Below are 13,644 nucleotides of genomic sequence, written 5' to 3'. Positions count from 1 at the left end.
CCAAATGATGAAGAAGTTTACCATCTCAGGATCGAGCGGCTGTGACACCGACCCAGTGGTGATTACGGACTGATTCGATTAGGCCTATCATCGTACAGCACCGCACCGGAAAGGATGCACAATGGGTATCGCACTACATGCCTCCTTTGCGACTCATCCAGGACCTTGGCTAAAGTCCGAGGTGCTAGAACCTCTTGGCGTAGACTCGATCCAGCTCGCAGTGCGGCTTGGACGACCGATCGAGTTTGTGGATGCTCTGCTTGCCGGGCAGGTCCCGGTTTCCGCCGGTCTCGCGTTACAGCTGGAGCAAATCTTATCCCTGCGTGCGGATACGCTCGTAGCTATGCAGCGCAACTTCGATGAGAGATGCCGCTAATAGGAGAGCCGCGCCCTCACAAGCGCTGCTCGACTACCGAGTCGAGCAGCAGCTAAGCGGGGGAGTTGAAGGCGTAAAGCAGCGTTGTGGTGCACCCGACAGGATTCGAACCTGTGACCTACGGCTTCGGAAGCCGCCACTCTATCCAGCTGAGCTACGGGTGCCCGTGGGCCGCTTAGCCCGGCTGCATTGATCTCGTCAACGACGAAAGGCAGCGACGGCTTGGGTCGCAACCGATCGAGACACGCTCTCACACACTGCTTACGTGCCCCAAACTCCGGGCTTCGTCGCCGTTGATGAGCAAAGCCGCTGGTGCTCAGATCATCAGCGTGATGATCGAAGGGAAGGACAGCGTGAGTGAACGTGAAGTTACCGACGATGACGTGGACCGACGGTTGTCCAAACACTGTCCACCTGGCCTGATCATGCGCAAAGAAGGGATGCGTAAGCCCTTGACAAACGGCAAAAATAATGGTATAATACTACGCTGGCGTTTATCTTCGGAGCTAGAACTATAACGCTACGCTAGGCTTTTCAACCCAACGCTAGAGCACGATAACTCACTGATTATACAGTGATTTCTTGACAACGAGGGTATTCCAGACTACGCAAAAACACCCCACAGTTTTCGATCTGCTGGTGAGTTTTTGGTGAGTTTTTTGGACCCGCTCTAGCGAGGTGCGTATGCCGAAACTGACAAAAATCATCGTCGACAAGGCCGAGCCGCGAGACCGGCAGTATACCGTTTGGTGCAGCGATCTGAAGGGCTTTGGCGTGTTCGTGCTGCCCTCGGGCACGCGAACCTACTTCGTCGACTATCGCAACATCCACAACGTGCGGCGGCGCATGAAGCTCGGGCGGCATGGCCCTGTCACCGCCGAGCAGGCACGGACGCTGGCGATCCAGGCGCTCGCGGACGTCTCCAAGGGGAGCGATCCGCTCGAAGATCGGAACAGCGCCCGCAAGGCGATCTCGGTCAAGGATCTATGCGAGCTGTACATGGCGGAGCTAGAAGCCGGCCGGATTCTGGGCAAGGGCGGCCGGCCGAAGAAAGCCAGCACCAAGATCACCGATCTTGGCCGGATCACGCGCCACATCATTCCGCTGATCGGCTCGAAGCGCGTCACGCACGTTACCAAGGCGGACGTGACGGCGATGATGAAGGACATCATGGCCGGCAAGACGCGCACCAGCGAGAAGACGGAGAAGCTGCGCGGCAAGTCCATTGTCCGGGGTGGCCTTGGGGCGGCGAGCCGCACGGTCGGGCTGCTGGGCGGCATCTTCACCTATGCGCGGGATGATCTGGGCATCATCGAGGGTAATCCCGCGCATGGTGTCCGCAAGCCGAATGACGTGGTGCGCAAGCGCAGGCTCAACGAGGAGGAATATCGAACCCTCGGCCGCATCCTCGCCAAAGCGGCCGAAGACGAACGTTATACGCGCACCGTCGACATCATCCGGCTGATCGCGATGTCGGGCTGCCGTCGCGGCGAGATTATCGAGGTGCGAAAGGCCGAGATCGACACGATTGGAAGCGCCTTCCGCTTTGAGGATACGAAGGAGGGTAAGTCCGTTCGCCCGATGGGCTTGCCCATCGTCGAGTATTTCGACGCGCGGAACATGGACGGCGACAGCGCCTATGTATTTCCCGGCGAGAGGAACGCGGAAGGACCGTTCGGCAGCTTTCCCCGGCATTGGGAAAAGATCTTCGCTGACACGGAGCTTGCGGGCCTGACAGCGCATGTGCTGCGTCACAGCTTCGCCAGCATCGCCAACGATCTCGGCTTCACCGAGATCACCATCGCGGCTCTGCTCGGCCATGCCTCGGGCTCGATCACGAGCCGATATGTGCATACGCTCGACGCAGCGCTGGTGATGGCAGCCGACACCGTGTCGGGCTACATTCAGGCGCTTCTGGACGGCGCGGAACTGTCACACACGCACTATGCCCTCGATCGACGCTCGCGGAAGGCCGCGCTTGCGCGCTTCCTCGCCAGCGCAGACGAGTCGAAAGACGCGGACCTACCAATTGCTGCGTGAGGCTGAGTTCTTCAAAGATGAGTCCGCATTTCTCCCTTACCGGGGGCGGATCAGAACAAGCCGTGACTACCGCCCACAGCACCCATGAGCGTGATGACGGAAGCCGTCAGCAGGACACGGTGCATTTGCTCCATGCGCGCGAAATCCCGAGCCGGCTGCGCCGCTCGCTCCATATGCCGGTGCAGGAACAACGGTTCGATGAGGAACAGCATGGCCGCGAAGACGAGCCACACAGCGACCATCGCATGCATCCACCAGAAGGAGGGATTAAGGAAACGGTCCCACATCTGGCCACGCCACGTCATCCAGAACCCGCTGGCACCTGCTAGAAGTACCCAGATGCGCGCCTGCGGGGCAAAGCGGCCTTCGATGCGGTGAAAGGCCGCAAGCCTCTCGTCCGGCGGATGGCCGGTTCGCACCGACGGCATCACCACGAGCGTGACGAAGGCGACGCCGCCGATCCAGAACAGGACCGCCACGACATGGATCACGCGCGCGATGATGAAGTCGTCCATGGCGCGCCTTAGGCTGCGAGCAACTCGTCGGCGGGGCCGAAGAACTCATAATGGATGCGGCTTGCGGGGACGCCTGCGAGCGAAAGCGCGGAGACCGCGTGCCGCAGGAACGAGCGCGGACCGCAGATGAAATAGTCCGCTTGCGCCACCGGGGTGTTGGCGACGAGCCATTCGTCGGTGATGATCCCGGCAACGTCGTAATCGCGGCCCTGGGCCTCGTCGCCGAGCGGTGTCTGATGGAAGTCGGTGACCGTGACCGCCTGTCCTTTGGCGGCCTGCTGACGGACGTGATTGCGCATCGCATGCGTGCCGCGGTCGTGGGTGCCGTGGATATAATGGACGGGTGCCTCACAGCCCTGCGCCACCAGCGCTTCGAGCATCGCCACCATCGGGGTCAGACCGACGCCGCCCGAGAGCAGCACGACCGGACGCTCGGGCTTACCGTCGAGGAAGAACTCACCCGCCGGTGCAGCCACCTTGAGCACCGTGCCGACCTTCGCATGCTCATGCAGCCATCCAGAAACGAGACCCTGCGGCTCGCGCTTCACAGAGATACGATAGGTCTCGCCATTGGGCGCAGCGGAGATCGAATAGTTGCGCTTGATCGGCGAATGGCCGGGGATCTCGATCCAGAAGGTCAGATACTGACCCGGCTTGTGATCCATGACCGAACCGCCATCGACGGGCCGCAGGATGAAGGACTTGATGACGCTGCTTTCCTCGATGACCTCCTCGATCCGGAAATCGCGCCAGCCGTTCCAGCCGCCGACCGTTTCCTTCTGATCGTCATAGATGCGGTGTTCGCGGGCGATCAGGATGTTGGCGAGGAACCAATAGGCCTCACCCCAGGCGGCCAGGATTTCGTCGGTCGCAGCATTACCCAGCACGGTCTTGATCGCGCCGAGCAGCGCCTCGGCGACATAGGGATAATGTTCGGGCAGGATCTGGAGCCCGACATGCTTCTGCGCGATGCGCTCAACCGCAGGCGCAAGGGCTCCGAGATTGTCGATGTTATTGGCATAGGCGAGGATCGCACCGGTCAGCGCGCGCGGCTGCGAGCCGGCGTCGCCATGATGCGACTGGTTGAACAGGTCGCGGATCTCCGGGTTCTCGAACATGCGCGAATACATCTCGCGCACGATGTCGAGGCCATGCGCTTCGAGCGCGGGAACGGTGGCTTTGACGAGCGCGATGGTCTGCTCGCTCAAGGGCTGCGACATGAATATCTCCTGGTTGGCTAATGGGTGGTGCTGGTTCAGACGCCCGCAGGCGGTTGATTGTAAAAATCGACCTGCATTTTCATGGGGCCGACCGGTGTCACGAAATGCGGCTGCTGGGGCTGGATGAGGCCGAGATTGTCCGGCGTCAGTACGACTTCGGAGGGAGGATCGAGATAGCTGAGCCGGAGTTCGCCCTCGATGACCCGGATCACCCCCCAAACGCCCGCCTTGGTATCGTGACGGGCGCGAAGGGCTGCGGGCAGCGTGTCCTGATCGAACACCGGGGTCGAGCGGTAGGGGACGGGAGCGACAGCCATCTCAGGCGGCCCGCCGAATATCGTCGGCATGGGCCGGATAAGGCGCCGCCCTGCCCGTCGGCGCCAAGCCGGCAAGCTCGCTCGCGAAGCCGTGATTGACATCGCGGTGATGCGCCTCGTCCGCCCGCACGGCGAGCACGACGTCCCGTAGGGTCGCGTCATCGGCGAGCTTCCAGTAATGCCGCGCGATGGCCGGCGCCGGCAGGTTCGGGCTGCGGCCCTCGTCGATCTCCTTGAGATAGAGCGTATAGCTGATCACCGCTTCTTCCTCGAAATAGCCGACGATGCGGTGCGCGGTCCTGGCGCTGACCAGGTAAAGCGCGAAGAAGGTAAGATAGAACACCCACTGGACCCCCAGGATGACCATGCGTTCGAACAGGGTCGGCTTGGCGACCTCGATGAAGGTCATGAGGTGCATCCGCTCATTTTCCGCTTCCTCCATGAGGGTGCGGATCCAGCCCTTGTCGTCGCACATGCGGCGCAGGCATTTGAGATGGTTGATCGTCGCGCCGACCATGCCCGGCACCGCTGCCACCGTCTCGAGCACGATGGCGCGGTGGCCGTAGCGCTTGGCAAAGAAGGTGTCGGCGCTCCAGCGCAGAACCTTCGTGAAACCGAGCGCGACGCGGTCGCGCAGATCGCGGGGCTGGTGATGGACGGTGAGGTCCCCGAGTGGAATATCGGTCATGGCAGCACACTCCTTGGAAGGTCAGCCGCGGCGGCATCGCGGCGCGCGGGTCCGGGGAACGGACGGTCATCCAGCCGGAAGAACATGGCGAGTTGCAGGCTGTGGGCGATGCGAGCCGCGCGGTCCTGCAAAGCGGCCGCCGCCCCAGGCGTCATCAGCTCGTCGGTGGTCTGCGCCCAGAGCGCCAGCCAGCGGTCGAACAGCGCCGGCGTGATGCGATCCTTGTGCTTCATATGCGCAGGCACCGGCTGCCCCTTGTAGCGGCCGCTGGTGAGCATGACCGACGACCAGAAGGCTGCGAGCTTGTCGAGATGCTCGGGCCAGTCGGCGATCGCATCGTTGAAGATCGGACCGAGCGCGGCGTCGGCGCGGACGCGCGCGTAGAACACTTCGACCAGCGCTTTTAGCCCCTCATCGTCCATTTCCAGCGCGGCCATTGCCCCGACTCCAAATCATGCGTCACGAATGCATCTATACGGGAAGCTAAAAACATGCAATGTAAATACATGATTATGCGACGAGCCGACGGACTGGCTCCGGAGTGCCCATGAAGCTGACCTTGTTCACCGATTATGCGATGCGCACGCTGCTCTATCTGGGCGCGCGTCCGGAGCGGCTTTGCTCGATTGGCGAAGTGGCGCAGGCCTATCGCATCTCGCAGAACCATCTGATGAAAGTGGTCGTCGAACTGGTGCGCAGCGGCCATGTCGAGAGCGTGCGCGGCCGTTCCGGCGGCATTCGTCTGGGCATGCCGCCCGAACAGATCAATGTCGGCGCCGTCGTTCGGCACACCGAAGACGGCTTCGATCTGGTCGATTGTGGAAGCTGCGTGGTGGCGCCGGCCTGCGGCCTGACGGGCGTGCTGAAAGAGGCGCTCGCCGCATTCATGGCGGTGCTCGACCGCTATACGCTTGCCGACCTGCTCGCCAAACGAGCAGATATCGCCGCGATCTTCGCTTCGCGGGAGATCGGCGCGCCTGACGCGCCCGCGCCCGCCGCCTCGAAGCGCAGCCGCGAGCCGGCGTTGCAAAAGGAGACCTGAGCCATGTTCTGCCCCGAATGCGGTCAGCCGGTCGATCCCGCGCCGTTCGACCCTCGCCGCCAATCGAGGGGTCTGCTTGCAACGATCGCGGCATTGTTTCGCCGGATCGCCAGCCGCGGCGCTCTACGCAATCACTGCGATCATCGCGCCACAAGGGAGGAATCCGAATAATGGCTCTGCACCATGCGACACATGGCGAGGTCGTCGACCTCTCCTTGCGGCCGCTCTCCGCCGAAACCGGGCACTCTACGGCGATCGTCAAGACCGATCAGTTCGAAGCCATTCGCCTCGTGATCCCGCGGGGCACCGATATGCCCCGGCATCAGGTTCCCGGCAGCATCACGCTGCATTGCCTGGAGGGCCGCGTGCAATTGGGGCTCGGCGAAACGGTGGCCGAGCTTGGCGCGCATCAATGGGTCTATCTCGAAGGCGGCGCGGCACATTCGGTCAAGGGACTCGAAGACTCGGTGCTGTTGCTGACGATCCTTTTTCCGCCTTCCGATGCTGCGAACAGCGCTTCGGCCGATCATGCATAGCCCGCGGATGGAGACTTCGGTCCACGGTTCTTCGGCTCGCAACATAGCCTCGTTAGGCTTGAAAGCGCGCAAGCAGCACGATGCGTCCTGGTCAGCGGATTGAAGGACAGGTCGCCGGACAAAGTCGCATCGCCTCGAATAGGATAGCCGACAAGGGGGAAATATCATGAGCAGTACGCGCAAACTGTGGATCTGGCTCTTCGCATTGCTTGCAACGTCGTTTGCCGTTCTGCTGCTGGTCGGGCGCGACATCAGCATCCAGGCGCCCCCCTTGCCCGAGCGCGTGGTCACCCAAAGCGGGCAGACCCTGTTTACGCGGGCCGACTTGCAGCGCGGCCGGCAAGTCTGGCAATCGATGGGCGGCATGCAGCTCGGCTCGATCTGGGGCCACGGCGGCTATGTCGCTCCGGACTGGTCGGCCGACTGGCTGCACCGCGAGTCCATCGCGCTTCTCGACCTGTGGGCACGCCGCGATTTCGGCCAGGGCTATGACAGCCTCACCCAGGAGCAGCAGTCGGGTCTCCAGCGACGCCTCCAGACCGAAATGCGCACCAACAGCTACGACCCGCGCAGCGAAACGATCACGATCAGCGACGACCGCGCGGCGGCGATCGAGACGGTCGCCAGCCACTATGTCAGCCTGTTCGGCAACGACCCGGCGACCGCCGAGCTGCGCGAAAACTATGCGATGAAGAACAACACGGTGCCGAACGAGGCCTACCGCACCGCGATGACCCGCTTCTTCTGGTGGACCGCCTGGGCGGCGACCACCGAGCGGCCCGGACGCGAGACCACTTACACCAACAACTGGCCAAGCGAACCGCTGGTCGGCAACCGCCCCCCTGCGACAACCTTCATCTGGTCGGCGTTCAGCGTCACCTTTTTGCTCGCCGGGATCGCGCTTCTGGGCTGGCATCATGCGGTGACCCACGGCCGCCGGGAGCGCGAGCACGATCTTCCGGCCAGCGACCCGCTGCGCAAGGTCGTGGTGACGCCCTCGATGCGCGCGACCGCGAAATATTTCTGGGTCGTCCTCGCCCTGTTCCTGGTCCAGATCTTGCTCGGCGCGATGACCGCGCACTATCAGGTCGAGGGTCAGCTCGTTTACGGCTATGAAGCCGCGGAAATCCTCCCCTATTCGATCACCCGGACCTGGCACACGCAACTCGCCGTCCTGTGGATCGCGACCGCTTGGCTGGGAACGGGCCTCTACATCGCTCCGGCCATTTCCGGCCATGAACCCCGGTTCCAGGCGCTCGGCGTCAATATCCTCTGGGTCTGCCTCCTCATCATCGTCATCGGTTCCTTCGCGGGGCAGTGGCTGGCGGTGATGCAGACGCTCGGTCTCGAACAGAACTTCTGGTTCGGACACCAGGGCTATGAATATGTCGACATGGGTCGTTTCTGGCAGTGGTTCCTGTTCATCGGCCTGATGCTCTGGCTGGTGCTGGTTGGACGAGCGCTCTGGCCCGCACTGCGGACGAACTCCGAATCCAAGCACATCACCATGCTGTTCTTCCTCTCGACCGTCGCCATTGGGCTGTTCTACGGGGCGGCGCTCCTGTGGAACGAACACAGTTCGCTATCGATGATCGAATATTGGCGCTGGTGGGTGGTCCATCTGTGGGTCGAGGGCTTCTTCGAGGTCTTCGCGACCGCGGTGATCGCCTTCCTGTTCACGCGTCTCGGCCTCATTCCGATCCCGACCGCGACGGTCGCGGTGCTGTTCGCCACGATCATCTTCATGGCCGGCGGCGTGCTGGGCACGCTCCATCACCTCTACTTCGCGGGCACGTCGATCTCGGTGCTCGCGCTTGGCGCCAGCTTCTCGGCGCTCGAGGTCGTGCCGCTCGCCTATATCGGCTACGAGGCCTATGAGCACTGGAAGCTGAGCAGCGCGACGCCCTGGATGCAGCGCTACAAATGGCCGGTCATGTTCTTCCTGGCCGTGTCCTTCTGGAACCTGGTCGGCGCCGGCCTGTTCGGCTTCCTTATCAACCCGCCGCTATCGCTCTACTACATGCAGGGTCTCAACCTCACCCCGCTGCATGGCCATACGGCGCTGTTCGGCGTCTACGGAATGCTCGGGGTCGGCCTGGTGCTCTTCTGCCTGCGCGGCATGATGCCCAATCTTGTCTGGGACGAACGGGCGCTGCGGATCAGCTTCTGGTGCTTCAACATCGGGCTTGCTCTGATGGCGCTACTGACGCTTCTGCCGCTGGGGACCATCCAGCTTATCGCCGCGATCGACGAAGGCTATTGGTATGCGCGCTCCGCCGAGTTCATGCAGCAGCCGCTGGTCGATCTGCTGGTCTGGATGCGCGTCCCCGGCGACGTGGTGTTCTCGATCGGCGCGCTGGCCCTGGCCTGGTTCGTGGCGAGCCTCTGGCTGCGGCCGCGGCGCGAACCGGATGTAGTGCCGACGGCGCATGAGGAAGCCATAGAAACGCACGCGGCGCGGGCGACCTGACGCGCCGGGATGGAGCATTATTATCTGGAGATCCGCGCCGTCCACATCTGGGCGGCGCTGACCGGCTTCTCCTTGTTCCTCATCCGCAGCCTCGCGCGCAATCTCCTTGGGGCGCGATGGCCGCTCGCCCTCCCGCTGCGCTGCCTGTCCTGGTCGATCGACACCACCCTTCTGACTGCCGCGCTGATGCTCGTCACGATCGTCAATCAGGGGCCCTTCGCCGATAGCTGGCTGACGGTGAAAGTCCTGCTACTGCCACCCTACATCTTCCTCGCCTACCGGGCGCTGCGGGCCGGAACGCCTGCCGGCCGGTGGCTTAGCCTGGCTGGGGCGGCGTTCGTCTTCTATGGCATCTACGCGGTCGCCCGCGCGCATCATCCCCTTGGCCCATTTGCCTGAATTCCGAACATGGGAACGGCGTCGAGGGTATCACCATCCAGCTCGGCCCCGGTTTCTTGGCCTGTCACCTCACTGTCCCGCCAATGCGGTTCTGGTGCGGCAAGACAGATCGGGGACATCCGACAAGCGCGATCGTCATCGGTGAGTGCTACCGTATTGCTCACACCAGTCTGGTGATAGTCAAGGGAGCTTGGGGCAACGCTGGCCGGCACACGCTCGGGATGCGAACCATGACGAGGTTTAGGCAAGGTGGAATTAGACGCGCCCTGGCTCGCGGTAGCCTTCTTCCTCATCGCACTGATCTATGCGTCGGTCGGCCAGGCTGGCGCATCTGGCTACATCGCGATCATGGCGCTGCTCGGCTTTGCGCCGCTGGCCATGAAGACGACTGCGCTCGCCCTCAATCTCCTGGTTGCGGGAATCGGGACAGCCATGTTCCTGAAGGCTGGAAGGCTGTCATGGCGAAGCGTCTGGCCTTTTGCGATCTTGGGCTTCCCGTTTTCTCTAGCCGGCGGCGTTGTCCAGCTAACGGCGGATATCTATTATCCGGTCGTCGGGGTGCTTCTGGTCCTGTCGGCCGCCCAGATGGCGCGGACGGCGTTTCGTAGATCTGGATCGTCTTCGGACCTGTCGATCGATCCGCCCTTCATTCCGGCGCTGGCCACGGGCGCGATCATCGGCTTCATATCCGGAGCAACAGGGACTGGAGGCGGCGTATTTCTCGCGCCGGTTATCCTGGCAATGAACTGGGGCACAGCGCGCCAGACTGCCGCGATAACCGCCGTTTATAACCTTCTAAATTCGGCTGCGGCGTTGCTCGGAGCCTGTGCCTACTGGGATCAGATTCCGAGCCCGCTACCCGGGTGGCTTATCGCCGTCGCTGTTGGCGGTTCGCTCGGAGCCTTTATCGGCAGCCGTTGCAGTGACTCCTGCCGCGCGCGATCCCGGATTTCGCGCAGGAGGCGGAAACATCGGCGCACTTCGTCCAGATCGGACGTGAACCGCGCGAGCGTCATGAAACCCCGGACGCGAAGGCCGGTGAAAGCCGGCAGCTCGGTGAGGAAGGCTGGCACATCCTGGGGCGCGAGGCCGTATTTGGTGGCTTCGCCCGACGTGTTCACCTGCACCAGCACGTCAAGCCCGCGGCCAAGCTGCTGGAGGCGGCGATCGAGCGCGGCCGCCAGCCGGAGCCTGTCGAGCGACTGAATCTCAACGGCAAAATCCAGCACGTCCTTGACCTTGTTGGTCTGGAGATGGCCGATCATGCTCCGCCGTGCGCGATCACGTTGGCATCGTAGGCGTGGCGCTTCTCGGAGATGGCGTCGATCTCATCGGAAATCGCCTCCAGCTTTGCCGCCACATCCTCGGGTATCTCATCATAGGACGAATATCCCGGCGGACGCGGCCGCTATCAACGTGATGGTCTGCCATTCACCTATACCACTCCGCACCTCGACCAACCCGACGCTCATGATTTCGGTGCCCGGACGGCAGTCCATCTTCGGCGACTTCTTCAACAATCTGCGGACTTGGTGGCTGACGCTCGACCGTCATTGCGGCGCCTTTATCGTCGCAGGTGGGCCGCCCGAGTTTACCAACTCGGCCATGCCTGCGGACGCTGCGCGAGTCATCAACCGTCAATATCTGGTGCAACACGGCAACAGCCTGACGGTCCGCTACATGATCGGCGACGATCTCCGTGCCGTCAACCGGCGCATGGAAGCGCGTTTCCCCGAGATCGAACGGCGCTTCCAAGCGCAGGCCCTCGACCGGCACGAGGCAGATGCAACTGATCGACCGGTCTCCGGCGAGCCGTGCCAGGGCGCGCCCCTGTCCTTCGTCGGGGTCGAGCACGTCCAGTTTCAGAAATCCGAACGCGGCCTGGAAATCGGCAAGCGCGGCGTCGGGATCGTAGGGCGTCTCGTCATAGCGCTGGAAGGCGACGCCATCGCCTTCCGGAAAGGGGCTTGCCCAATAGCCCTGAGCGGAGATGGCGGCGATCGCCGCGGGCAGCGCCTCGCGCTGGTCCGCGGGCAGCACGCCGGGCCAGAGCAAATTGCCCATGTAGTCGCCGCTGGGATGGCTCAGCACGGCACCGGTGTGCAGGGTGGTCGTCATTTTGCACCTTCTGCCAGACGGTTCTTGGAAGTGGTGAGTTTGCTTCGGCGATTTTTGCGAGGAAAACCCGAGTGTTTTGCTGACCTCACGGCCCAAGCTGGTGAGTTTTGCGATCAGCGAGGCTGCGAATGGGAGAGATCGATTTCCTCTCAAGAGCCTGATTTTATTGGAGATTTTTGGCGCACCCGACAAGATTCGAACCTGTGGCCTTCGCCTTCGGAGCTAGAACTACAACGCTACGCTAGGCTTTTCAAGTCAACGCTAGAGCACGATAACTCACTGTTTATACAGTGTTTTCTTGACACGAAGGGTATTCCAGACTACGCAAAAAACCCCCACAGTTTTCGATCTGCTGGTGAGTTTTTGGTGAGTTTTCTGAGCCCGCTCTAGCGAGGTGCATATGCCAAAACTGACGAAAACCGTCGTCGACAAGGCCGAGCAACGGGACCGGCAATATACCGTTTGGTGCAGCGATTTGAAAGGCTTTGGCGTGTTCGTGCTGCCCTCAGGAACACGAACCTACTTCGTCGATTACCGAAACGCTAACAATGTTCGGCGTCGGATGAAACTCGGTCGCCACGGCACCGTCACCGCCGAACAGGCGCGGACGCTGGCGATTCAGGCGCTGGCCGAAGTCGCCAAGGGCAACGATCCGCTCGAAGATCGGAACAGCGTTCGCAAGGCGATCTCGGTGAAGGAGCTTTGCGAGTTATATACGGCGGAACTTGAAGCCGGCCGGATTCTCGGCAAGGGCGGTCGCCCCAAGAAGGCCAGCACCAAGATCACCGATCTCGGCCGGATTACGCGCCATATCATTCCGCTCCTCGGCTCGAAGCGCGTCACGCATGTCACGAAGGCGGACGTGACGGCGATGATGAAGGACATCATGGCCGGCAAGACCCGCGCTACGGAGAAGACCAAGAAGTTGCGTGGCAAGTCGATCGTCCGGGGTGGCCTCGGTGCCGCGAGCCGGACGGTCGGGCTGCTGGGCGGCATTTTCAGCTATGCGCGGGATGAGCTGGGCATCATCGAGATCAATCCCGCGCATGGTGTTCGCAAGCCGAAGGATGTGGTGCGGAAGCGACGACTGAACGAGGACGAGTATCGGACGCTGGGCCGCATCCTCGCCAAAGCTGCTGAGGACGAACGCTATACGCGAACCGTCGACATGATTCGACTGATTGCAATGTCGGGGTGCCGTCGCGGCGAGATTATCGAAGCGAAGAAAACGGAAATCGATACGATGGGGAGTGCCTTCCGGTTCGAGGATACAAAGGAAGGTCAGTCCGTTCGCCCGATGGGTCTACCGATCGTCGAGTATTTCGACGAGCGGAACATGGACGGCGACAGCCCTTATGTGTTTCCGGGCGAGAGAAACCCGGACGGGCCGTTCGGAAGCTTTCCACGGCACTGGGAGAAAATCTTCGCCGATACTGAGTTGGAGAGCGTCACCGCCCACGTCTTGCGCCATAGCTTCGCCAGCATCGCCAACGATCTCGGCTTCACCGAGATCACCATTGCGGCGCTGCTCGGCCATGCCTCAGGTTCGATCACAAGCCGCTATATCCACACGCTAGATGCTGCGCTGGTCATGGCGGCAGATACGGTGTCAGGCTACATCCAAGCGCTCTTAGACGGCGCGGAGCTATCGCACACGCACTACGCTCTCGATCGACGGTCACGGAAGGCGGCGCTTGCGCGCTTCCTTGCCGGCGCGGGCGAGGCCGAAAACGCCGATATGGCGCTTGCAGCTTGATCCGATGCATCCGGCCGCGCTGATCCGGCCATTCGGCGGGATCGGCGTGGCCGGTCTAGCCGGAGCCCTCGGCTGGAACATTTATGCGCCGCGCGGAAGGATTGCCTCTCAATGGGGACGCTGGTGAACCACAGAACGGGAAAGGACGGCATGACGAGGTAGCCAGC

Annotated in this window: 14 protein-coding genes, 1 tRNA gene and 1 pseudogene; 8 read left to right on the top strand and 8 right to left on the bottom strand. The window is 62.2% G+C overall.

Features of this window, described 5'->3' with window-relative positions; translation table 11 throughout:
* Nucleotides 1-463: 463 nt before the first annotated feature.
* Nucleotides 464-540 (bottom strand) — tRNA-Arg (locus tag EDF69_RS03335).
* A gap of 132 nt (nt 541-672) precedes the next feature.
* On the opposite strand from EDF69_RS03335, the gene EDF69_RS03330 reads away from it, so the two are divergent.
* Both EDF69_RS03330 and EDF69_RS03325 read left to right on the top strand, forming a co-directional pair.
* Nucleotides 673-894, top strand: a complete 222-nt coding sequence (locus EDF69_RS03330; RefSeq protein WP_132883925.1) for a hypothetical protein — start codon at nt 673-675, stop codon at nt 892-894.
* Nucleotides 895-1,060: 166 nt separating this feature from the next.
* Nucleotides 1,061-2,416 carry a tyrosine-type recombinase/integrase gene (locus EDF69_RS03325; RefSeq protein ID WP_132883924.1) on the top strand — a complete coding sequence of 452 codons (1,356 nt, stop codon included), beginning with the start codon at nt 1,061-1,063 and terminating at the stop codon, nt 2,414-2,416.
* Nucleotides 2,417-2,466: 50 nt separating this feature from the next.
* On the opposite strand, the gene EDF69_RS03320 is transcribed toward EDF69_RS03325, so the two are convergent.
* The 5 genes from EDF69_RS03320 to EDF69_RS03300 are packed head-to-tail and all read right to left on the bottom strand — an operon-like array spanning nt 2,467 to nt 5,593.
* Nucleotides 2,467-2,931: a hypothetical protein gene (locus tag EDF69_RS03320; protein WP_132883923.1), complete on the bottom strand. Its 465-nt coding sequence runs from the start codon at nt 2,929-2,931 to the stop codon at nt 2,467-2,469.
* A gap of 8 nt (nt 2,932-2,939) precedes the next feature.
* Complete coding sequence (gene hmpA / locus EDF69_RS03315) at nt 2,940-4,151, bottom strand: NO-inducible flavohemoprotein (RefSeq protein ID WP_132883922.1); 1,212 nt, start codon at nt 4,149-4,151, stop codon at nt 2,940-2,942.
* 35 nt (nt 4,152-4,186) lie between these two features.
* Nucleotides 4,187-4,468, bottom strand: a complete 282-nt coding sequence (locus tag EDF69_RS03310; RefSeq protein ID WP_132883921.1) for a DUF1971 domain-containing protein — start codon at nt 4,466-4,468, stop codon at nt 4,187-4,189.
* 1 nt (nt 4,469) lies between these two features.
* Nucleotides 4,470-5,156 (bottom strand): alternative oxidase, encoded by a 687-nt coding sequence (locus EDF69_RS03305; protein ID WP_132883920.1) that lies wholly within the window; start codon nt 5,154-5,156, stop codon nt 4,470-4,472.
* The gene (locus tag EDF69_RS03300) at nt 5,153-5,593 is read right to left on the bottom strand and encodes a group III truncated hemoglobin (RefSeq protein WP_132883919.1); all 441 of its coding nucleotides are present in this window, start codon (nt 5,591-5,593) and stop codon (nt 5,153-5,155) included. The genes EDF69_RS03305 and EDF69_RS03300 overlap by 4 nt, the downstream gene beginning before the upstream one ends.
* A 110-nt stretch (nt 5,594-5,703) precedes the next feature.
* On the opposite strand from EDF69_RS03300, the gene EDF69_RS03295 reads away from it, so the two are divergent.
* The 5 genes and pseudogenes from EDF69_RS03295 to EDF69_RS19935 all read left to right on the top strand — a co-directional run.
* Nucleotides 5,704-6,198, top strand: coding sequence for an Rrf2 family transcriptional regulator (locus EDF69_RS03295; RefSeq protein ID WP_132883918.1), 495 nt, complete (start codon nt 5,704-5,706; stop codon nt 6,196-6,198).
* 170 nt (nt 6,199-6,368) lie between these two features.
* Nucleotides 6,369-6,734: a cupin gene (locus EDF69_RS03290; RefSeq protein WP_132883917.1), complete on the top strand. Its 366-nt coding sequence runs from the start codon at nt 6,369-6,371 to the stop codon at nt 6,732-6,734.
* 166 nt (nt 6,735-6,900) lie between these two features.
* Nucleotides 6,901-9,204, top strand: a complete 2,304-nt coding sequence (locus EDF69_RS03285; protein WP_132883916.1) for a nitric-oxide reductase large subunit — start codon at nt 6,901-6,903, stop codon at nt 9,202-9,204.
* 9 nt (nt 9,205-9,213) lie between these two features.
* Nucleotides 9,214-9,603, top strand: coding sequence for a SirB2 family protein (locus EDF69_RS03280; protein ID WP_132883915.1), 390 nt, complete (start codon nt 9,214-9,216; stop codon nt 9,601-9,603).
* A gap of 249 nt (nt 9,604-9,852) precedes the next feature.
* Nucleotides 9,853-10,476: pseudogene (locus EDF69_RS19935) on the top strand (sulfite exporter TauE/SafE family protein); the annotation flags it as partial.
* Here the strand turns inward: EDF69_RS19935 and EDF69_RS19515 are convergent.
* Together EDF69_RS19515 and EDF69_RS03270 are read right to left on the bottom strand one after the other, a co-directional pair.
* The gene (locus EDF69_RS19515; RefSeq protein WP_239555269.1) at nt 10,443-10,868 is read right to left on the bottom strand and encodes an alanine racemase; all 426 of its coding nucleotides are present in this window, start codon (nt 10,866-10,868) and stop codon (nt 10,443-10,445) included. The pseudogene EDF69_RS19935 and the gene EDF69_RS19515 sit on opposite strands and share 34 nt — an antisense overlap.
* A 166-nt stretch (nt 10,869-11,034) precedes the next feature.
* Nucleotides 11,035-11,721, bottom strand: coding sequence for a hypothetical protein (locus EDF69_RS03270; RefSeq protein ID WP_132883914.1), 687 nt, complete (start codon nt 11,719-11,721; stop codon nt 11,035-11,037).
* Between the two features lie 400 nt (nt 11,722-12,121).
* Here EDF69_RS03270 and EDF69_RS03265 point away from each other — a divergent pair, with 400 nt between their 5' ends.
* Nucleotides 12,122-13,477, top strand: a complete 1,356-nt coding sequence (locus EDF69_RS03265) for a tyrosine-type recombinase/integrase (RefSeq protein ID WP_119081745.1) — start codon at nt 12,122-12,124, stop codon at nt 13,475-13,477.
* Nucleotides 13,478-13,644 lie beyond the last annotated feature (167 nt).

This window comes from Sphingomonas sp. JUb134, assembly GCF_004341505.2.
Taxonomy (GTDB): Bacteria; Pseudomonadota; Alphaproteobacteria; order Sphingomonadales; family Sphingomonadaceae; genus Sphingomonas.
Note: the sequence above shows the minus strand (reverse complement) of the source record. Positions and strands in the feature narration are given on the sequence as shown.